Raw genomic sequence first — 19,543 nt, forward strand, 5'->3', positions numbered from 1 at the left:
CCTCAGGAGCGTCCCGGTCGCCCGCCCCTAGAAATCGGAGAACACACCACATGACAACGACGTCAGCGACGTCGACGCGCGGTGGAGCGCGCGTCCACGTCCAGCGCTTCGGCACCTTCCTCTCGGGAATGGTCATGCCGAACATCGCGGCCTTCATCGCCTGGGGCTTCATCACGGCCCTCTTCATCCAGACCGGATGGCTCCCGCTCCTCGGCATCGACGCCACCTGGGTCCAGCAGTTCGGCGGCTGGAGCACGGATCCCGACGTGGTCAACACCGGCCTCGTCGCCCCGATGATCACCTACCTCCTCCCGCTCCTCATCGCGAACACCGGCGGCCGCATGGTCTACGGCGCCCGCGGAGGCGTGGTCGGCACCATCGCGACCATGGGCGTCATCGTCGGCGCCGGCATCCCGATGTTCATCGGCGCCATGATCATGGGCCCGCTGTCGGCGTGGCTCATGAAGAAGGTCGACTCGATCTGGGACGGCAAGATCAAGCCCGGCTTCGAGATGCTGGTCAACAACTTCTCCGCCGGAATCCTCGGCCTCCTCCTCGCGCTCCTCGCCTTCGCGGGCGTCGCGCCGCTCGTGGTCGGCCTCTCGACCGCCCTCGGTGCGGGCGTGGAGTTCCTGGTCAACGCGGGCCTGCTCCCGCTGACCTCGCTCTTCATCGAGCCGGCGAAGATCCTCTTCCTGAACAACGCCATCAACCACGGCATCCTCACGCCGCTGGGCGTGCAGCAGGCGGAGGAGGCGGGCAAGTCCTACCTCTTCCTTCTCGAGGCCAACCCCGGCCCCGGCATGGGCGTGCTCCTGGCATTCGCGTTCTTCGGCGTCGGCGCGGCCCGCGCCTCGGCTCCCGGCGCGGCGATCATCCACTTCATCGGCGGCATCCACGAGATCTACTTCCCGTACGTGCTGATGAAGCCGGCGCTGCTCGCGGCCGTCATCCTCGGCGGTGCGACCGGTGTTGCGACGAACGTCGCGTTCAACTCCGGCCTCCGCGCCCCCGCCTCGCCCGGCTCGATCATCGCGGTGCTCCTCCAGACCGCGAACGACAGCTTCCTCGGCGTCATCCTCTCGGTGGTCCTCGCGACCGCCGTGTCGTTCCTGGTGGCCTCGGTCATCATCCGGTCCGGCCGCAAGCGCGACCTGGCCGCGGAGCAGGAGGGCGACGACAAGCTCGCCGCCGCCGTCGCCGCCAACGAGGCGAACAAGGGCAAGGAGAGCGCCGTCGGCTCGCTCATCAACGCCCGCGGCGCCAACGCTCCGCAGGACTCGGCCGGCGCCTCGACCGCGGGGGCCACGGCCACCGCGACCCAGGTCCGGAACATCGTCTTCGCCTGCGACGCCGGCATGGGCTCGTCCGCGATGGGCGCCTCGGTGCTGCGGAACAAGATGAAGAAGGCGGGCTTCGAGGACGTCACGGTCACCAACAAGGCGATCGCCGCTCTCGAGGACGACGTGGACCTGGTCATCACCCAGGCCGAGCTCACGGAGCGCGCCCGCCAGCGTACCCCGGGCGCCATCCACGTCTCCGTGGACAACTTCATGAACAGCCCGAAGTACGACGAGGTCGTCTCGCTGGTCGCGGAGCAGCACGGCAAGTAGTACGCCAACCATTCGGAGGGAACCCGTAGGGTGCGACAGAGCGGACACGCTCCGCTCGCCCCTGCGGGTTCCCTCGCTGTCAGCACCTCCACGGAAGGACGCACCCCATGAGCGACGTGCTCACCATCGGACAGATCGACGCCTCCGGCACCGCCACCACGAAGGAGGCCGCCATCAAGGAGGCCGCCGACATGCTGGTCGGCGTCGGCGCGGTCACCCCCGCCTACTACGAGGCCATGCTCGCCCGCGAGGCGACCGTCTCGACCTACATGGGCAACCTGCTCGCCATCCCGCACGGCACCAACGACGCGAAGGACGAGATCCGCTCCTCCGCCCTCTCGTTCGTGCGCTATGCGCAGCCGATCGACTGGGACGGCAACGAGGTGCGCTTCGTCGTCGGCATCGCCGGCGTCGACAACGAGCACCTCGAGATCCTCTCCAAGATCGCGATCATCTTCTCGGAGGAGGACGAGGTGCAGAAGCTCCTCGACGCCCCGGACGCGCAGTCGCTCTACAGCCTGCTGGGCGAGGTCAACTCCTGATGCCCACCGCCGTCCACTTCGGCGCCGGCAACATCGGCCGCGGCTTCGTCGGCCTGATCCTGCACGGCGCCGGCTACGAGCTCGTCTTCGCCGACGTCAACTCCGAGCTGATCGGCCGCCTCGCCGCCGCCGACAGCTACGAGGTGCACGAGGTGGGGGAGGAGGCGGCCACGCACGTCGTCGACCGCTTCCGCGCGATCGACTCGGCCGCCGACGAGGAGGCTCTCGTCCGCGAGATCGCCGCCGCCGACATCGTCACCACGGCCGTCGGCCCGAACATCCTGCGCTTCGTCGCCCCCGTGATCGCGAAGGGCCTCGCCGCCCGCGACGAGTCGGCGCCGCGGCTGGCGGTCATGGCCTGCGAGAACGCGATCAACGCCACGCGCCTCCTGCAGACCGAGGTCGCCGCGAACCTCGGTGCGGACGAGTGGGAGCGCCTGCGCACCCGCGCCGTCTTCGCCGACACCGCGGTGGACCGCATCGTCCCGAACCAGGACCCGGGCCAGGGCCTGGACGTGACGGTGGAGAGCTTCTTCGAGTGGGTCGTCGACCGCACTCCCTTCGAGGGCACCGAGCCGGAGATCCCGGGCGCGACCTGGGTCGACGACCTCGAGCCGTTCATCGAGCGGAAGCTCTTCACCGTGAACACCGGCCACGCGACGGCCGCCTACACCGGCTTCGCGGCCGGAGCGCACAAGCTCTCCGACGCGCTGGCGATGCCCGAGGTGCACGACGCGGTCAAGGCCGCGCTCGAGGACACCAAGGCGCTCATCGTGGCCAAGCACGGCTTCAGTGACGAGGAGCAGCAGGCCTACCTCGAGAAGACGCTGAAGCGCTTCGCGAACCCGTACCTGACCGACACGGTCGACCGGGTGGGACGCCAGCCGCTGCGGAAGCTGTCGCGGCACGAGCGCTTCATCGGACCGGCGGCCGAGCTCGCCGAGCGCGGGCGCACGCCGGAGGGACTGCTCGCCGCCATCGGCGCCGCGCTCCGCTTCGACGTGCCCGAGGACCCCCAGAGCGTGGAGCTCCACGAGAAGCTGACCGCGCTCAGCCCGGAGGAGTTCGTGGCGGAGGTCACCGGCCTCACGGCCGAGCATCCGCTCTTCGACCGGGTCGTGGCGGTCGTCCGCGGCTAGTCCCGTGGCCGCACGGCGGCGAACGACGACGAGGTCCCCTGCTTCCCGCGGGGGACCTCGTCGTCGTCTGCGGCGGCTCGGGCGGAGCGCTAGAACAGCCGCCAGCGGGTGAGCGGCCAGGCCACGGCGAAGACGCGTCCGGTGACCCTGTCGATCGGCACGGTCTTCACGCACGTGTCGATCGGCCCGCCGGCGCCGCGGCACTCGCCGAGCGAGTCGTTGGAGTTCGACCGGTGGTCGCCCAGGACGAAGAGGGAGCCCTCAGGGACGGTGTACTCGTCGAAGCAGCGGAGGGACGCGGGGCTCGTCGTGCAGTCGAGGGTCCCGGGGGTGAAGGGGAAGTCCTCGAACACGTAGGACTCGTCCAGCGGCTTCCCGTCGACCAGCACGTGCCCGTCGGCGTCGCAGCAGGAGACGGTGTGGCCCCCCTCGGCGATCAGCCTCTTGACGAGGAACTCCTCGTGGGAGGGGCCGATGCTGGTGACGTCGCCGAAGGTCTTCACGATCTCGGAGAGGGGGCTGCCGGCCTCGTCGCTCGCGCCCCAGTCGGCGTCGCGCGAGAAGACGACGATCTGCCCCTCCTCCGGCCCGCCCTGGAGGGCGAGGGTGCGGTCGACCAGGATGCGGTCGCCGAAGAACCCGCCGCCCTGGAGGGTGTTCTCCATCGATCCGGTCGGCACCGTGTACACCTTCACGAAGAAGGTCTGCACCAGGGCGATGACCGCGATCGCCGCCAGGATCGTCACCATCGGGTGCGAGTACCAGCTCCGCCTCGCGGTCGCTGACCTCGTCGTGCGCGCCATGTGCTCTCCCTCCGGCTCGACGGAGCCAGCCTAGGCGGCGGCGGACGCAGGGCCGGGCAGGGGGCGCGCATCGGGCGCGGAGGCGGAGGAGGGGGCGACACGCCCGAGGTGGCGGAGCGGCCGCGATTCGCGTAGCATCGACCCTTGGTGTTTTGCGCGTGCTCCGGCATGCCCGCGAACCCCGATCCGGGCTCTCGCCCGGTGGTGGCTCGTCGCGGAAACATTCGCACGACCAGTACACACACTACTTCCGAACGACAGTGAGGCTATGGCCAAAAAAGACGGTGTCATCGAAATCGAAGGTGCGGTTGTCGAGGCGCTCCCCAACGCGATGTTCCGCGTGGAGCTGACCAACGGACACAAAGTTCTCGCCCATATCTCGGGCAAGATGCGTCAGCACTACATCCGGATCCTCCCCGAGGACCGGGTGATCGTGGAGCTGAGCCCCTACGACCTGACCCGCGGCCGGATCGTCTACCGCTACAAGTAGGCGTTCGCTCCGCTGACGTTCGCGACGTGCGTGTCCTGTAAGGAACGGCCCCGGCATCCGCCGGGAGCACGACGCCAGCGAAAACAAGGACAAGAACAATGAAGGTCAACCCCAGCGTCAAGCGCATCTGCGACCACTGCAAGATCATCCGCCGCCACGGCAACGTGATGGTCATCTGCAGCAGCAACCCCCGCCACAAGCAGCGCCAGGGCTAGTCCCGCTGCTTCCGCGAGGGAGCGTTGGGGCGGCATGCCGCCCCCACTGCACAACTGAACACACCCGCAGCACCAGAAATCGCGCAGCACCCCGGCGACCCCGGGGTGGACGGCGAGGACACCTTCGGTCGGAGGCCGAGGCACCGGTGCTGCTTCACACCTCCACTCACTCACAGGAGAAGCCACAATGGCACGTCTGGCAGGAGTAGACATCCCGCGCGAGAAGCGCGTGGAGGTCGCACTGACCTACATCTACGGTGTCGGCCGCACTCGCGCGCTCAAGACCCTGAGCGACACCGGGATCGACGGCAACATCCGCGTCAAGGACCTCAGCGACGACCAGCTCGTCTCGCTCCGCGACTACATCGAGGGCAACTACAAGGTGGAGGGCGACCTCCGCCGCGAGGTCGCCGCCGACATCCGCCGCAAGGTCGAGATCGGCTCGTACGAGGGCCTCCGCCACCGTCGCGGCCTCCCGGTCCGTGGACAGCGCACCAAGACGAACGCGCGCACCCGCAAGGGACCCAAGCGCACCGTCGCCGGCAAGAAGAAGGCCGGCCGCAAGTAACGCGGGCGACACGGACCTAGAGGAGATACAGAATTGGCTACCCCCAAGTCGGCCGCGCGCAAGCCGCGCCGCAAGGAGAAGAAGAACATCGCTGTGGGCCAGGCCCACATCAAGTCGACGTTCAACAACACCATCGTCTCGATCACCGACCCCTCCGGGGCCGTCATCAGCTGGGCCTCGTCCGGTGGAGTCGGCTTCAAGGGCTCGCGCAAGTCGACGCCGTTCGCCGCCCAGCTCGCCGCCGAGTCGGCCGCGCGCCAGGCTCAGGAGCACGGCATGAAGAAGGTGGACGTCTTCGTGAAGGGCCCCGGCTCGGGTCGTGAGACCGCGATCCGCTCGCTCCAGGCCGCAGGCCTCGAGGTCGGCTCGATCAACGACGTCACCCCGCAGGCGCACAACGGCTGCCGCCCGCCCAAGCGTCGTCGCGTCTAAGCAGCACTCGCAGCCGTCGGTCGGCCGCACGAACCGCCTCCGGGCGGGGAGTGCGGCCGACCGGCGGATCGCGCATTTCTTTCACAACTCCACACCTCGCAAACGCACGTGTCATATAGCGGACACGTGATCGAAAGGAATCATCAGTGCTTATCGCACAGCGTCCGACGCTCACCGAGGAGAACATCTCGGAGTTCCGTTCCCGCTTCGTCATCGAGCCCCTCGAGCCCGGCTTCGGCTACACGCTCGGCAACTCGCTGCGTCGCACCCTGCTGTCCTCCATCCCCGGCGCCGCTGTCACCAGCATCCGGATCGACGGAGTCCTGCACGAGTTCACGACCGTCCCGGGCGTCCGCGAGGACGTCACCGAGATCATCCTGAACATCAAGGGACTCGTCGTCTCCTCCGAGCACGACGAGCCGATCACCGCCTACCTGCGCAAGCAGGGAGCCGGCCAGGTCACCGCCGCGGACATCTCGGCGCCGGCCGGTGTCGAGATCCACAACCCGGAGCTCGTCATCGCCACGCTGAACGACAAGGCGAAGTTCGAGCTCGAGCTCACGATCGAGCGCGGCCGTGGCTACGTCTCGGCGACCCAGAACCGCAGCGAGTTCTCCGAGGCCGGCCAGATCCCGGTCGACTCGATCTACTCGCCCGTGCTGAAGGTCACCTACCGCGTCGAGGCCACCCGTGCCGGCGAGCGCACCGACTTCGACCGCCTGGTCGTGGACGTGGAGACGAAGGCCGCGATCTCGCCGCGCGACGCCATCGCCTCCGCCGGACGCACGCTGACCGAGCTGTTCGGTCTCGCCCGCGAGCTGAACAACGCGGCCGAGGGCATCGAGATCGGCCCCGCGCCGGTCGACGCGGTCCTCTCGACCGAGCTGTCCATGCCCATCGAGGACCTCGACCTCTCGGTGCGCAGCTACAACTGCCTCAAGCGCGAGGGCATCAACAACGTCAATGAGCTCGTCGCCCTCTCGGAGACGCAGCTCATGAACATCCGCAACTTCGGTCAGAAGTCGGTGGATGAGGTCAAGGAGAAGCTGACGGAGCTCGGCCTGTCGCTCAAGGACTCGGTCCCCGGGTTCGACGGCGCCCACTTCTACAGCTACGACGACGAGAGCATCTAGGTCCTCCGCTCCGGAGCCCCGGCTCCTCGCGTCCGACCTGCTGACACCCCTTTAGTACTGGAGTAAACCCATGCCCAAGCCCACCAAGGGCCCCCGCCTCGGAGGCGGACCCGCACACGAGCGCCTGCTGCTGGCGAACCTGGCCGCGGCCCTGTTCACGCACAAGAGCATCAAGACGACCGAGACCAAGGCCAAGCGCCTTCGTCCGCTCGCCGAGCGCCTGGTGACCTTCGCCAAGCGCGGCGACCTGCACGCCCGCCGTCGCGTCCTCGCGACGATCGGCGACAAGTCGGTCGTCCACGAGCTCTTCACCGAGATCGCTCCGCTCGTCGCCGAGCGCGAGGGCGGCTACACCCGCATCACCAAGATCGGCCCCCGCAAGGGAGACAACGCGCCCATGGCCGTGATCGAGCTCGTCCTCGAGCCCGTCACGCCCAAAGCGAAGAAGTCGCGCACCGCCACGGCGCCCGTGTCCGCTCTGGTGGACGAGGCCCCCGCCGAGGAGACCACTGCCGAGGAGACCCCCGTCGAGGAGGCGCCCGTGCAGGACGCTCCCGTCGAGGACGCCGCGCAGGACGCTCCTGTCGAGGAGACCGGCGCGACCAAGTAGTCACGCCCCCTCTGCCGAGAGCCCTCCGTCCCCTCCGGGGCGGGGGGCTCTCGTCGTTCCACGGGGCCGAGTGGCGCGAATCGTCGCTTACGATGGCACGGCTGCGCTCGTCGGGTGCGGCCGCGTCACGACCGGCGCTCCCGGGGTCCGCCCCGACGATCCTCGGAGGACTCCTGTGCGACTGCGCTCCTCGGCCGCTGCGGCGCTCCTCGCCCTGGCACTCGCGGCCGGAGTGAGCGGCTGCGCCTCCGGCGAGGTGATCGACGTGCCGGAGTCGGCGGGCCTCGCGAGCACGACCCCGGTGCCGTCGGCCGCACCGACCGTGTCCTCCGTGCCCTCCGTGCCGTCGAGCGAGGGTGTGGACTGCGCGACCGCTCTCCCCGCCTCCCTCGTCGAGCAGGAGGCCGGCCTGACGGCGGGCACCGTGTCGATCACCGCCGCGGGAGACACGTGCTCCTACGCCGTCGACGGCGGCGACCCGGTCGTCGTGCTGACGCTGCACCGCGGGCCCCTCGTCGAGACCTTCACCGGTGCGGGCGAGGCGCTCGGCGCCGTGCCGGTCTCGCTGGGCACGGCCGCCTACTGGGTGCAGGGCATCGCCTCCGCCCCCTCCGAGCTGGCCGTGCTCGCAGGCGGCTGGGAGGCGCGGATCGTCTCCTCGGTCGGCGAGCAGTCGACGCTGGTCGGCTGGGCGGTCTCGGCCCTGGCGACCGTCGACGTCCCGCTCGCGGTCGCCTGAGCCGCGACCACGGCGCGCTCTAGACTCGTCTGATGCTCCACCGCGTCCGCCTCGACCTGGCCTACGACGGCTCGCACTTCTCCGGCTGGGCCAAGCAGCCCGGCCTCCGCACCGTGCAGGGGGTGCTCGAGGAGTCGCTCGCCCTAGTGCTGCGCTCCGAGCAGCACCCGACCGTGACGGTCGCCGGGCGCACCGACGTCGGCGTGCACGCCAGCGCCCAGGTCGCCCACGTCGACCTCACCCCCGAGCAGTGGGGCCGCATCAGCAGCGGCAGGCGCCGACCGGGGGAGGAGCCGTTCCCGCCCGCGTCGATCCTGGAGCGGCGGCTCCGCGGGATCCTCGGGCAGTACACCGACGTCTCGGTGCACCGGGTGACGGAGGCGCCGGAGGGGTTCGACGCGCGGTTCTCGGCGCGCTGGCGGCGGTACGAGTACCGGCTGGCCGACGCCTCCTCGATGCGCCACCCGCTCGACCGCACGTACACCACCTGGATCACCGACTCCCTCGACCTCGACGCGATGTCGGCCGCGGCCCGCTCGCTCCTGGGCCTGCACGACTACGCGTCGTTCTGCCGTGCCCGCGTAGGGGCCACCACCATCCGGAGCCTGCTCGACTTCACCTGGGAGCGCGACGCCGACGGAGTCCTGCACGCGCACCTGCGCGCGGACGCCTTCTGCCACAGCATGGTGCGGGCCCTCGTGGGGGCGTGCGTCGCGGTCGGCGCCGGGAAGCTCGAGGCGGGGGCGGTCCCGCTGCTGCGGGACGCCGCTAGACGGACCAACGCGTTCGCGGTGATGCCGGCCCGCGGCCTCATCCTCCGCGAGGTCGACTACCCCGAGGACGACGCGCTCGCCGAGCGGGCCCTGCTCACCCGCGCGAAGCGCACCGTGCGGACCGAGGGGCCGGACCCGGAGGACTCGGAGTGAGGCGAGGGCGCGCGCCCGCGCCCCGCGACCCGTGGCGGCTCGGGTCGCACCTCCCGCCGCCGGAGCCCCTGCCGCCACGATCCGTGCTTGGCCGCACGAGGGCTTTGCTGTAATGTCGACCCTTGGTGTTTTCGGCCGTGTGCCGAGCGCCCGAAGTTGAGCCCTCCACCGGATCGGTTCGTCCCCCTCGAGGGTCGAACGGCCACGGAGCGGGATCCACGAACACCTCACTCCGACCAGAAAGCAGCACTCACGTGACTCGCACTTTTTCTCCGAAGCCGGCTGACGTCCAGCACGACTGGATCGTCATCGACGCGTCCGACGTCGTGCTCGGCCGTCTCGCCACCCACGCCGCGGCGCTCCTGCGCGGCAAGCACAAGGCCACCTTCGCGCCGCACATGGACATGGGCGACTTCGTCATCATCGTCAACGCGGAGAAGGTCGCCCTCACCGGCCAGAAGCTCCTCCAGAAGAAGGCCTACCGCCACTCCGGCTACCCGGGCGGCCTCTCGGCCACCACGTACGCCGAGCTCCTCGAGAAGAACCCGGTCCGCGCCGTCGAGAAGGCCATCCGCGGCATGCTCCCCAAGAACTCCCTCGGCCGCGCCCAGCTGCGCAAGCTGAAGGTCTACACGGGATCCGAGCACCCCCACGCGGCCCAGCAGCCGCAGGCGTACGCCTTCACCCAGGTCGCCCAGTAGGCTCCGGCCCTCCCCGACACCCCAGACTTCGAAGACAAAGGATCACCTACACCGTGGCGAAGATCGCAGACCAGATCGACGTGGCTCCCGAGAGCTACTCCACCGAAAGCCCGGCCACCGAGGCGTCCACGACGCCCCGCGCCGTCCTCAACGTCTCCGGCGCAGCCGTGGGCCGACGCAAGCAGGCCATCGCCCGCGTGCGCCTCGTTCCCGGCAACGGCGGCATGACCGTCAACGCCCGCGAGTTCGCGGAGTACTTCCCCAACAAGCTGCACCAGCAGCTGATCACCGACCCCTTCAAGGTGCTCGACCTGATCGGCTCCTACGACGTGGTCGCCAAGATCACCGGCGGCGGCCCCTCCGGCCAGGCCGGCGCGCTGCGCCTCGCCATCGCCCGTGCTCTCAACGAGATCGACCGCGAGAACAACCGCGCGATCCTGAAGAAGGCGGGCTTCCTGACCCGCGACGCCCGCGTCATCGAGCGCAAGAAGGCCGGTCTCAAGAAGGCCCGCAAGGCGTCCCAGTTCTCGAAGCGCTAGTCGACGCGGCCTGACGGCCGCACGACCAGCAGCTCGAGAAGGGACTGCGCACCATGCCGCGCCTGTTCGGAACAGACGGCGTCCGTGGCCTCGCTAATCGCGAGGTCACGGCCGACCTGGCTCTCGGCCTCGCCCAGGCGGCCGCCCGTGTACTCGGAGCGGCCGCCCGGGCCGAGGGCCGTCGGCCCGTCGCCGTGCTCGCCCGCGACCCCCGCATCTCCGGTCAGTTCATCGGAGCCGCGGTCGCGGCGGGTCTCGCGAGCGCGGGAGTCGACGTGCTCGACGCCGGCGTCATCCCGACGCCCGCCACTGCCTACCTCATCGCCGACGAGAACGCCGACTTCGGCGTGATGATCTCGGCCTCGCACAACCCCGCCGCCGACAACGGCATCAAGTTCTTCGCCGCCGGCGGACGCAAGCTCCCGGACGAGCTCGAGAACCGCATCGAAGCGGCCCTCGGAGTCCCCCCGCTCACGCCGACCGGAGCCGACGTCGGCCGCATCACCCGCTTCTCCGACGCGGAGGACCGCTACGTCCTCCACCTGCTCGGATCCCTCGAGGGCACCCGTCTCGACGGCCTGCACGTGGTCATCGACTGCGCGCACGGCGCCGCCGCCGGCATCTCGCCCCAGGTGTTCACCGACGCCGGAGCGACCGTCACCGTCATCGGCAACGACCCTGACGGCCTCAACATCAACGACGGAGTCGGCTCCACCCACCTCGACAACGTCGCCGACGCCGTCCGCGCGGCCGGCGCCGACATCGGCATCGCCCACGACGGCGACGCCGACCGCTGCCTCGCGGTGGACGCCGAGGGCCGCATCGTCGACGGCGACCAGATCATGGCGATCCTCGCGACAGCCATGGCCCGCCGCGACGCCCTCCGCGACGACGTCCTCGTGGCCACCGTCATGAGCAACCTCGGCCTCAAGCTCGCCATGCGCGACGCCGGCATCCGCGTCATCGAGACCGCGGTCGGCGACCGCTACGTCCTCGAGGCGATGAACGACGGCGGCTACTCGCTCGGCGGGGAGCAGTCCGGCCACGTCATCATGAGCCGCTACGCCACCACCGGAGACGGCGTGCTCACCGGCCTCCAGCTCGCGGCCGAGATGGCCCGGACCGGACGCACGATCGCCGACCTGGCCGCCGTCATGTCCGTCTTCCCGCAGACCCTCCTCAACGTGCGCGGCGTCGACCGCGAGGGCGTCCGCGACGACGAGGTCATCGCCTCCGCCGTCGCCGACGCCACCGCCGAGCTCGGCAGCGACGGCCGCGTGCTCCTGCGCCCCTCCGGCACGGAGCCGATGGTGCGCGTCATGGTCGAGGCGAAGACGCAGGAGACGGCCGACCGCCTCGCCGAATCGCTCGCCGCGGTCGTGCTCGAGCGGCTGCGTTCTTAAGGAGCCGCTCCCTGCGCGGCTCCTCGCGGTCGGCTTGGGGAGGTGGTCGCGATGGGTGGAGCGGGGTGCGTTCGCCGCGGGTGAATCGCTTGGCACGCGATTCCCACGACGGCTCGTGGGTTGGGCCGCTCCCTGCGCGGCTCCTCGCGGTCGGCTTGGGGAGGTGGTCGCGATGGGTGGAGCGGGGTGCGTTCGCCGCGGGTGAATCGCTTGGCACCCGGCTGTGTTCGTTGAGGGGCCGCTCCCTGCGCGGCCCCTCGCGGTCGGCTTCGCGAGGTGGTTGCGATGGGTGGAGCGGGGCGCGTTCGCCGCGGGTGAATCGCTTGGCACGCGATTCCCACGACGGCTCGTAGGTTGGGCCGCTCCCTGCGCGGCTCCTCGCGGTCGGCTTGGCGAGGTGGTCACGATGGAGGGAGCGGGTCGCGTTCGCCGCGCGGGAATCGCTTGGCACGCGATTCACGCTGACGGCTGTGTTCGTTGCGGGGCCGCTCCCTGCGCGGCCCCTCGCGGTCGGCTTGTCGAGGTGGTCGCGCTGGGTCGGTGGCTGCGCGGTGCGCGCGGCGGCGAACAGCGACCGGGGGCGCGGTCAGATCTTGCGGAGGAGGACCGAGGAGACCGTGTGGTCGGCCTGCTTGCGGAGGACCAGGCTCGCGCGGGAGCGGGTGGGGCGCACGTTCTGCAGCAGGTTCGGCTCGTTGATCGCGGCCCAGATGCTCCGCGCGCGCTCACGGGCCTCGTCCGGACTGAGCGCCGCGTAGCGGTGGAAGTAGGAGTTCGGATTCGCGAACGCGCCCTGCTGCAGGGTGAGGAAGCGCTCCTCGTACCAGCGCGCGATGTCGCTGGTCCGGGCGTCGACGTAGACGGTGAAGTCGAACAGGTCGCTCACCGCCAGGCCGTGACCGGGCACCGGCGGCTGCAGCACGTTCAGGCCCTCGACGATCAGCACGTCCGGCCGCCGCACGACGATCTCGGCGTCGGGGACGATGTCGTAGGACAGGTGCGAGTAGAACGGCGCGCGCACCTCCGCGGCCCCGCCCTTCACCTCCGAGACGAAGCGCAGCAGCGCCCGCCGGTCGTACGACTCGGGGAAGCCCTTGCGGCTCATCAGACCGCGGCGCTCCAGCTCGCGGTTGGGCAGCAGGAAGCCGTCGGTGGTCACCAGCTCGACGCGGGGCGTGTCCTCCCAGCGGGCGAGCAGCTCCCGCAGCAGGCGCGCGATCGTCGACTTGCCCACCGCGACCGACCCCGCGACGCCGATCACGAACGGAGTCGGCTGCGCGCGCTCCCCGAGGAACGTGCTCGTCGCGCGGTGCAGGTGCCGCGCGCCACCGGCGTACAGGCTCAGCAGGCGCGAGAGCGGCAGGTAGACCTCCGCGACCTCGGTGAGGCTCAGCCGGTCGCCCAGCCCCCGCAGCTGCACGACCTCGGTCTCCGACAGCGGCAGCTCCGTGGTGCGGGCGAGCTCGGCCCAGTCGGAGCGGACGATCTCGACGAAGGGGGAGGGGTGCGCGTCGCGCGCGGGATCGCGAGGAGACGACGGCATGGGGACCGATCCTAGCGTCCGCCCCGCCGGGTGCCCGACGCCGCGGGAGGCGCCTCCGCGCCGCTTAGAATCGAGCGCATGTGTGGAATCGTTGGATACGTCGGTGAGCGCGACAGCCTGGCCGTGCTGCTCGGGGGCCTGAAGCGTCTGGAGTACCGCGGCTACGACTCGGCCGGCGTGGCCGTGATCGACGCCGACGGGCAGCTCGACAGCCGCAAGCGCTCGGGCAAGCTCAGCGTCCTGGTCGACGACCTCGAGGCGCACCCGCTGGCCGAGGGCACCACGGGCATCGGCCACACCCGCTGGGCGACGCACGGCGGCCCGACCGACCGCAACGCCCACCCCCACCTCGCGGACGAGGGCAGGCTCGCCGTCATCCACAACGGCATCATCGAGAACTTCCAGCCGCTCAAGGAGCAGCTGCTCGCCGAGGGCGCCGTCTTCGAGAGCGAGACCGACACCGAGGTCGCCGCGCACCTGATCGCCCGCGAGTACCGCCGCACCGGCGACCTCGTGCTCGCCTTCCAGGCCGTCGTCGCGCACCTCGAGGGCGCGTTCACTCTGCTCGCCCTGCACCAGGACCAGCCCGGCGTGGTCGTCGGCGCGCGCCGCAACTCGCCGCTCGTGATCGGCCTGGGCGACGGGGAGAACTTCCTCGGCTCCGACGTCGCGGCGTTCGTCGAGTTCACCCGCCGCGCGGTCGCCATCGGCCAGGACCAGATCGTCACGATCACCCCGGAGCTCGTCACGGTGACCGACTTCTTCGGCAACCCCGTCGAGACCGAGCCGTTCGAGATCGCCTGGGACGCGTCGGCGTCCGAGAAGGGCGGCTGGTCGAGCTTCATGGCGAAGGAGATCACCGAGGGCCCCGAGGCCGTCGCGAACACGCTCCGCGGCCGCATCCACGAGGGCGCGATCACGCTGCCCGAGCTCGACGCGCTCGGTCCGGTGCTGACGGAGATCGACCGAATCACGATCATCGCCTGCGGCACGGCCGCCTACTCGGGCATGGTCGCCAAGTACGCGATCGAGAAATGGGCGCGCGTCCCCGTCGAGGTCGAGCTCAGCCACGAGTTCCGCTACCGCGACCCGGTGCTCACCCCGCGCACCCTCGTCGTCTCGATCAGCCAGTCCGGTGAGACGATGGACACGCTGATGGCGGTCAAGTACGCCCGCGAGCACGGCGCCAAGACGCTCTCGGTCTGCAACACCCAGGGCGCGACGATCCCACGCGAGTCGGACGCCGTGCTCTACACGCACGCGGGCCCGGAGGTGGCGGTCGCCTCGACCAAGGCCTTCGTCGCCCAGATCGCGGCGCTCTACCTCTTCGGGCTGCACCTGGCCGCGGTGCGCGGTGCCGCCTCCACCGAGCTCGTCGCCTCGCAGGCGGCCCAGCTCGCCGCGATCCCGGAGAAGCTCTCCCGCGTGCTCGACGCCTCCGACGACATCGCCCAGCTGGCCGGCTGGATGGCCGACACCCGCGCGGTGCTGTTCCTCGGCCGCCACGTCGGCTACCCGGTGGCGCTCGAGGGCGCGCTGAAGCTCAAGGAGCTCGCCTACATCCACGCCGAGGGCTTCGCGGCGGGCGAGCTCAAGCACGGCCCGATCGCACTGATCGAGCCTGGCCAGGTCGTCTTCGTGATCGTGCCGAGCCCGAGCGAGTCGTACGAGCTGCAGCGCAAGGTGATCTCGAACATCCAGGAGATCAAGGCCCGCGGCGCCCGCGTCATCGCGATCGCGGAGCAGGGCGATACGGCCGCGATCCAGATCGCCGACGAGGTCGTGCCGATCCCGCTCGCCGACCCGCTGTTCGAGCCGCTGCTCGCCGTCACCCCGCTGCAGATGTTCGCGATGGAGCTCGCCGCCGCCAAGGGCCTCGACGTCGACCAGCCGCGCAATCTCGCCAAGTCGGTCACGGTCGAGTGATCGAGCCGTGATCGTGGGGATCGGGGTGGACGTCGTGGACCTCGCGCGCTTCGAGCGCTCGCTGACGCGCACGCCCCGGCTCCGCGACCGGCTGTTCGCCGAGAGCGAACGCTCGCTCCCGGTCGCCTCGCTGGCGGGCCGCTTCGCCGCCAAGGAGGCGCTGATCAAGGCGCTCGGCGACTCCGTGGGCGCCCGCTGGCACGACATGGTCGTCGAGCGGGACGAGCACGGGAATCCGTCCTTCGCGCTGCACGGCCCGGCCCGGGCGGCCGCGGAAGCGCGCGGGATCACGCGCGTGCACCTCTCGATGACGCACGACGCGGGCGTGGCCTGCGCGTTCGTGGTGGCAGAGTCGTGAGCGTCCCCGCGTCGTACCGCGAGGCGGTGATCGACGTCGACGCGATGGCGGCGAACGCCGCGCGTCTGCGCGAGCTCACCGGTGCCCGACGGCTGATGGCCGTCGTCAAGGCCAACGGCTACGGGCACGGCGCCCTGGCCGCGGCGCAGGCGGCGCTCGACGGCGGCGCGGACGCCCTCGGCACCGCGGAGCTGCGGGAGGCCGTGGCCCTGCGCGAGGCAGGCGTCGTCGCTCCGATCCTCTGCTGGCTGCACGACCCCGGCGAGGACTTCGACGCGGCGCTCGAGCACTCGATCGACGTCGCCGTCTCCTCGGCCGACCAGCTCGACACGCTCGCGCAGTCGGCGGAGGACCGCGGCGTGCGCGCGGCCGTGCAGCTCAAGGTCGACACGGGCCTCAGCCGCAACGGCGCCGCGGAGGAGGAGTGGCCGCACCTGGCGGAGTCGCTCGCCCGTCACAGCGCTCGCGGCACCGTCCACCTCACCGGGCTCTTCTCGCACCTGTCCAACACCTCGCGCGAGGACGACCTCGCCCAGCTCGCGCTCCTCCGCCGCGCCGAGGCCGTGCTGGCCGCGCACGGGGTGCAGGTGCCGGTCCTGCACCTCGCGGCGACGGCGGCGGCGCTGCGCCTCCCGGAGACACGCCTCGACATGGTGCGCAGCGGCATCGCCCTCTACGGACTCTCGCCGTTCGAGGACGAGACCTCGCTCCAGCTCGGGCTTGTCCCGGCGATGACGCTGCAGGGCCGCGTCGCCGGCGTCCGCCGGGTGCCCCACGGGACCGGCGTGAGCTACGACTACACCTGGCGGGCCGAGGGCGGGACGACCCTCGCGCTCGTGCCGTTCGGCTACGCGGACGGCATCCCGCGGAGCGCCTCCGGCGTCGCGGAGGTCTCGATCGGCGGCCGCCGCCACCGGATCGCCGGGCGGGTCGCGATGGATCAGTTCGTCGTCGACGTGGGGGATGCGAGCGTCGCGACGGGCGACCCGGTGACGCTCTGGGGCGACCCGACGACCGGCGTCCCCTCGGTCGACGAGTGGGCGCGGTGGTGCGGCACCATCAACTACGAGCTGGTCACCCGGCTCGGGCCGCGGGTCCAGCGGCGGCTGCTGAGCGCGGCGGACGGCCGTGCCTGAGCGCTCCTGGTTCGCGGACCGCGTCGTCGAGGTCGCCGATCCGGAGGCCATGGCGGAGCTCGGCCGCGAGCTCGGCCGAGTGCTGCGCGCCGGCGACCTGCTGGTGCTGACCGGGCCGCTCGGCGCGGGCAAGACGACCTTCACGCGCGGGCTCGGCGAGGGCCTCGACGTGCGGGGTCCCGTGACGAGCCCCACCTTCGTGATCGCGCGGACGCATCCGCCGCTGCACGACGGGCCGCCGCTCGTGCACGTCGACGCCTACCGCGTGGGCTCGCCGGTCGAGCTCGACGACCTCGACCTCGATCCGGCGCGCTCGGTGGTCGTCGTGGAGTGGGGGGCCGGGATGCTGGACGGCGTCGCGGAGTCCTGGCTCGACGTGGTCATCGAGCGGCCGACCGCCGGCTCCGACGCCGAGGAGGGCGAGGAGCCGATCGAGCCGCGGACCGTCCGCTTCCGCGGCACCGGCTGGAGCTGAGCCCGCGGGTACCCTGGACGCGTGCTCCTCGCGATCGACACCTCCTCCGGAACCTCCGTCGCCGTCGTCGACTCCGCGGGCGCCGTGCGCTCGGAGCGCACCGAGACCGACACCATGCGCCACGCGGAGGTGGTCGGCCGGCTGATCCAGGAGGCGCTCGAGGCGGCCGACGTGGCTCCCGGGGGCATCGAGGCGGTCGCCGTGGGCATGGGCCCCGGCCCCTTCACCGGCCTCCGAGTCGGGATCGCCGCCGCCCGGGCCTTCGCGCTCGGCCGCGGCGTCCGCACCCTCCCCGTGGTCTCGCACGACGCGATCGCGCTCGCCGCGCTGCGGCACGGGCGCGCCGCGGGCTTCCTCGTCGTCACCGACGCCCGCCGCCGAGAGCTGTACTGGAGCGCCTACGACGGGCTCGACGATCAGGGGCTCCCCGTCCGCCTCGCCGGCCCGGGCCTGGACAAGCCGCCGGCCCTCCCGCATCCGGAGCTCCCGCGCCTGGAGGCCGAGTCTGTCTCCGCCGGCGAGCTCGGAGTCGTGGCCGCCCGCCTGCGCGCGGCCGGTCGGCCCGGTGCCGCGGACGAGCCCCTCTACCTCCGCTCGCCCGACGTCACGCTGTCCGCCGGCCCCAAGCGGGTGACCGCATGAGCGAGGCCGTGCTCCGCGACGCGCAGGCGGACGACCTCGACGCCGTCATGGCGATCGAGGAGTCCGAGTTCGCCGGCGACGCCTGGTCGCGCGGGATGATGGCGGAGGAGATCCGGAGCCGTCACACCCGGTACCTGGTCGCCGAGCAGGACGGCGAGGTGGTCGGCTACGCCGGGCTCCTCTGCCCCGTCGGCGCCCACGAGGGCGACGTGCAGACGATCGCGGTCGTCGCCCGGGTCCGCCGCACCGGCCTCGGCCGCCGACTGCTGCGCGCGCTCCTCGAGGCGGCCCGCGAGCGCGGCGCCCGCGAGGTCTTCCTCGAGGTCCGCGCCGACAACCCCGCCGCGCAGACCCTCTACCGCTCGGAGGGCTTCGAGGAGATCGGCGTCCGCCCCGCCTACTACCAGCCCGACGGAGTGGACGCGATCGTGATGCGCCGGCCGCCGACCCCGACCCAGGAGACCCCGTGAGCACCGGACCCCTCGTCCTCGGCATCGAGACCAGCTGCGACGAGACGGGGATCGGCATCGTCCGCGGCACGACGCTTCTCTCGAACACCATCGCCTCCTCGATGGAGGAGCACGCCCGCTACGGCGGCGTCGTGCCCGAGGTGGCCGCCCGGGCGCACCTGGAGGCGCTCGAGCCCGCCCTGCACGCGGCGCTCTCCGAGGCCGGTGTCGCGCTCGGCGACCTGGACGCGATCGCGGTCACCAGCGGACCGGGGCTCTCGGGCGCCCTCATGGTCGGCGTCGGAGCGGCGAAGGCGCTCGCCGTCTCGCTCGGCCTGCCGCTCTACGCCGTGAACCACCTCGTCGGCCACGTGGGAGCCGACGTCCTCCGTGCAGACGGCAGCGAGGGCAGCCCCGTCGAGGTGCCGACGATCGCGCTGCTGGTCTCGGGCGGGCACACCTCGCTCCTGCACGTGCGCGATCTGGTGTCGGACGTCGAGCTGCTCGGCGAAACCATCGACGACGCCGCCGGCGAGGCCTTCGACAAGGTGGCGCGAGTCCTGGGCCTGCCCTATCCGGGCGGACCGCAGATCGACCGGGTGGCGGCGGACGGGGACCCGAAGGCGATCCGCTTCCCCCGCGGGCTCAGCCTGCCGAAGGACCTCGAGCGCCACCGCTACGACTTCTCGTTCTCGGGGCTGAAGACCGCGGTCGCCCGCTGGGTCGAGAAGCGCCAGGACGCGGGGGAGGAGGTGCCCGTGGCCGACGTCGCGGCGAGCTTCCGCGAGGCGGTCGCCGACGTCCTGCTCACGAAGGCGCTCGCCGCCTGCCGCGACCGGGGCGTGCCGCGCCTCCTGCTCGGGGGCGGCGTGGTCGCGAACGCCCGGGTGCGCGCGCTTGCGGAGGAGCGGTGCGCGGCCGCGGGAGTGACCCTGCGGATCCCGGCGCTCTCGCTCTGCACCGACAACGGCGCGATGATCGCCGCACTGGCGGCGCAGCTGATCGAGGCGGGGCATCCGCCGTCGGGGCTCGGCTTCGGGGCCGACTCGACCCTCCCGGTCACCGAGATCCAGGTCCGCTGAGGCCTCTACCGGGCGGCGGCCGGGCCGCGCAAGCGCCGTCCAGCTTTTTGACAGGCGGATCGTGCCACTGCCACTCTTG

23 protein-coding genes are annotated in these 19,543 nt (G+C 71.5%); 21 read left to right on the top strand and 2 right to left on the bottom strand.

The features are described from left to right. The first annotated feature begins 50 nt into the window (after nt 1–50). From C5D04_RS08195 to C5D04_RS08205, 3 genes are all read left to right on the top strand, one after another. Nucleotides 51–1,613 (top strand): PTS mannitol transporter subunit IICB, encoded by a 1,563-nt coding sequence (locus C5D04_RS08195; RefSeq protein WP_104251136.1) that lies wholly within the window; start codon nt 51–53, stop codon nt 1,611–1,613. A gap of 107 nt (nt 1,614–1,720) precedes the next feature. After that, nucleotides 1,721–2,155: a PTS sugar transporter subunit IIA gene (locus C5D04_RS08200; RefSeq protein WP_104224996.1), complete on the top strand. Its 435-nt coding sequence runs from the start codon at nt 1,721–1,723 to the stop codon at nt 2,153–2,155. After that, nucleotides 2,155–3,294 carry a mannitol-1-phosphate 5-dehydrogenase gene (locus C5D04_RS08205; protein ID WP_104251135.1) on the top strand — a complete coding sequence of 380 codons (1,140 nt, stop codon included), beginning with the start codon at nt 2,155–2,157 and terminating at the stop codon, nt 3,292–3,294. Before C5D04_RS08200 ends, C5D04_RS08205 begins: the two co-directional genes overlap by 1 nt. A gap of 89 nt (nt 3,295–3,383) precedes the next feature. On the opposite strand, the gene lepB is transcribed toward C5D04_RS08205, so the two are convergent. Continuing rightward, a complete protein-coding gene (lepB, locus tag C5D04_RS08210; protein WP_104347559.1) occupies nt 3,384–4,097 on the bottom strand; it encodes a signal peptidase I in 714 nt (237 codons plus the stop codon). A 268-nt stretch (nt 4,098–4,365) separates the two neighbouring features. On the opposite strand from lepB, the gene infA reads away from it, so the two are divergent. The 11 genes from infA to glmM all read left to right on the top strand — a co-directional run bounded on the left by infA (nt 4,366) and on the right by glmM (nt 11,853). Beyond that, complete coding sequence (gene infA, locus C5D04_RS08215; protein WP_022883252.1) at nt 4,366–4,587, top strand: translation initiation factor IF-1; 222 nt, start codon at nt 4,366–4,368, stop codon at nt 4,585–4,587. A gap of 98 nt (nt 4,588–4,685) precedes the next feature. Then, complete coding sequence (rpmJ, locus tag C5D04_RS08220; protein WP_055787164.1) at nt 4,686–4,802, top strand: 50S ribosomal protein L36; 117 nt, start codon at nt 4,686–4,688, stop codon at nt 4,800–4,802. 187 nt (nt 4,803–4,989) lie between these two features. Then, on the top strand, nt 4,990–5,370 hold the full coding sequence (gene rpsM, locus C5D04_RS08225) for a 30S ribosomal protein S13 (protein ID WP_068251511.1): 381 nt from the start codon (nt 4,990–4,992) through the stop codon (nt 5,368–5,370). 33 nt (nt 5,371–5,403) lie between these two features. After that, a complete protein-coding gene (gene rpsK / locus C5D04_RS08230; RefSeq protein ID WP_055787170.1) occupies nt 5,404–5,802 on the top strand; it encodes a 30S ribosomal protein S11 in 399 nt (132 codons plus the stop codon). 146 nt (nt 5,803–5,948) lie between these two features. Then, nucleotides 5,949–6,935, top strand: coding sequence for a DNA-directed RNA polymerase subunit alpha (locus tag C5D04_RS08235; protein WP_104224999.1), 987 nt, complete (start codon nt 5,949–5,951; stop codon nt 6,933–6,935). Between the two features lie 70 nt (nt 6,936–7,005). Beyond that, complete coding sequence (gene rplQ, locus C5D04_RS08240; RefSeq protein ID WP_104347560.1) at nt 7,006–7,545, top strand: 50S ribosomal protein L17; 540 nt, start codon at nt 7,006–7,008, stop codon at nt 7,543–7,545. Between the two features lie 175 nt (nt 7,546–7,720). Continuing rightward, nucleotides 7,721–8,284 carry a hypothetical protein gene (locus tag C5D04_RS08245; protein WP_104251132.1) on the top strand — a complete coding sequence of 188 codons (564 nt, stop codon included), beginning with the start codon at nt 7,721–7,723 and terminating at the stop codon, nt 8,282–8,284. 32 nt (nt 8,285–8,316) lie between these two features. Next, entirely contained in the window at nt 8,317–9,210 is an 894-nt protein-coding gene (locus C5D04_RS08250) for a tRNA pseudouridine(38-40) synthase TruA (protein WP_104347561.1), read from the top strand. Nucleotides 9,211–9,464: 254 nt separating this feature from the next. After that, nucleotides 9,465–9,911, top strand: coding sequence for a 50S ribosomal protein L13 (gene rplM / locus C5D04_RS08255; protein ID WP_104225003.1), 447 nt, complete (start codon nt 9,465–9,467; stop codon nt 9,909–9,911). Between the two features lie 53 nt (nt 9,912–9,964). Continuing rightward, nucleotides 9,965–10,450, top strand: coding sequence for a 30S ribosomal protein S9 (rpsI, locus tag C5D04_RS08260; RefSeq protein WP_104225004.1), 486 nt, complete (start codon nt 9,965–9,967; stop codon nt 10,448–10,450). Nucleotides 10,451–10,503: 53 nt separating this feature from the next. Then, nucleotides 10,504–11,853 carry a phosphoglucosamine mutase gene (gene glmM, locus C5D04_RS08265; RefSeq protein WP_104326427.1) on the top strand — a complete coding sequence of 450 codons (1,350 nt, stop codon included), beginning with the start codon at nt 10,504–10,506 and terminating at the stop codon, nt 11,851–11,853. A gap of 586 nt (nt 11,854–12,439) precedes the next feature. Here glmM and coaA read toward each other — a convergent pair. Then, nucleotides 12,440–13,396 carry a type I pantothenate kinase gene (coaA, locus tag C5D04_RS08270; RefSeq protein ID WP_104234153.1) on the bottom strand — a complete coding sequence of 319 codons (957 nt, stop codon included), beginning with the start codon at nt 13,394–13,396 and terminating at the stop codon, nt 12,440–12,442. A 78-nt stretch (nt 13,397–13,474) separates the two neighbouring features. Here coaA and glmS point away from each other — a divergent pair, with 78 nt between their 5' ends. From glmS to tsaD, 7 genes are read left to right on the top strand one after another with little or no spacing between them, the layout of a single operon-like run. Beyond that, nucleotides 13,475–15,322 carry a glutamine--fructose-6-phosphate transaminase (isomerizing) gene (glmS, locus tag C5D04_RS08275; protein WP_104227413.1) on the top strand — a complete coding sequence of 616 codons (1,848 nt, stop codon included), beginning with the start codon at nt 13,475–13,477 and terminating at the stop codon, nt 15,320–15,322. 7 nt (nt 15,323–15,329) lie between these two features. Then, a complete protein-coding gene (locus C5D04_RS08280) occupies nt 15,330–15,680 on the top strand; it encodes a holo-ACP synthase (protein ID WP_104225009.1) in 351 nt (116 codons plus the stop codon). Further along, nucleotides 15,677–16,816, top strand: a complete 1,140-nt coding sequence (alr, locus tag C5D04_RS08285; protein ID WP_104347562.1) for an alanine racemase — start codon at nt 15,677–15,679, stop codon at nt 16,814–16,816. Before C5D04_RS08280 ends, alr begins: the two co-directional genes overlap by 4 nt. Nucleotides 16,817–16,865: 49 nt before the next feature. Next, a complete protein-coding gene (gene tsaE, locus C5D04_RS08290) occupies nt 16,866–17,291 on the top strand; it encodes a tRNA (adenosine(37)-N6)-threonylcarbamoyltransferase complex ATPase subunit type 1 TsaE (RefSeq protein WP_104225016.1) in 426 nt (141 codons plus the stop codon). Between the two features lie 21 nt (nt 17,292–17,312). After that, the gene (gene tsaB, locus C5D04_RS08295) at nt 17,313–17,933 is read left to right on the top strand and encodes a tRNA (adenosine(37)-N6)-threonylcarbamoyltransferase complex dimerization subunit type 1 TsaB (RefSeq protein WP_104347563.1); all 621 of its coding nucleotides are present in this window, start codon (nt 17,313–17,315) and stop codon (nt 17,931–17,933) included. Then, complete coding sequence (rimI, locus tag C5D04_RS08300; protein WP_104314880.1) at nt 17,930–18,403, top strand: ribosomal protein S18-alanine N-acetyltransferase; 474 nt, start codon at nt 17,930–17,932, stop codon at nt 18,401–18,403. The genes tsaB and rimI overlap by 4 nt, the downstream gene beginning before the upstream one ends. Then, nucleotides 18,400–19,464, top strand: a complete 1,065-nt coding sequence (tsaD, locus tag C5D04_RS08305; protein ID WP_104225013.1) for a tRNA (adenosine(37)-N6)-threonylcarbamoyltransferase complex transferase subunit TsaD — start codon at nt 18,400–18,402, stop codon at nt 19,462–19,464. The genes rimI and tsaD overlap by 4 nt, the downstream gene beginning before the upstream one ends. The last annotated feature ends 79 nt before the right edge of the window (nt 19,465–19,543 follow it).

This window comes from Rathayibacter sp. AY1D2, from assembly GCF_002932695.1.
Taxonomy (GTDB): Bacteria; Actinomycetota; Actinomycetes; order Actinomycetales; family Microbacteriaceae; genus Rathayibacter.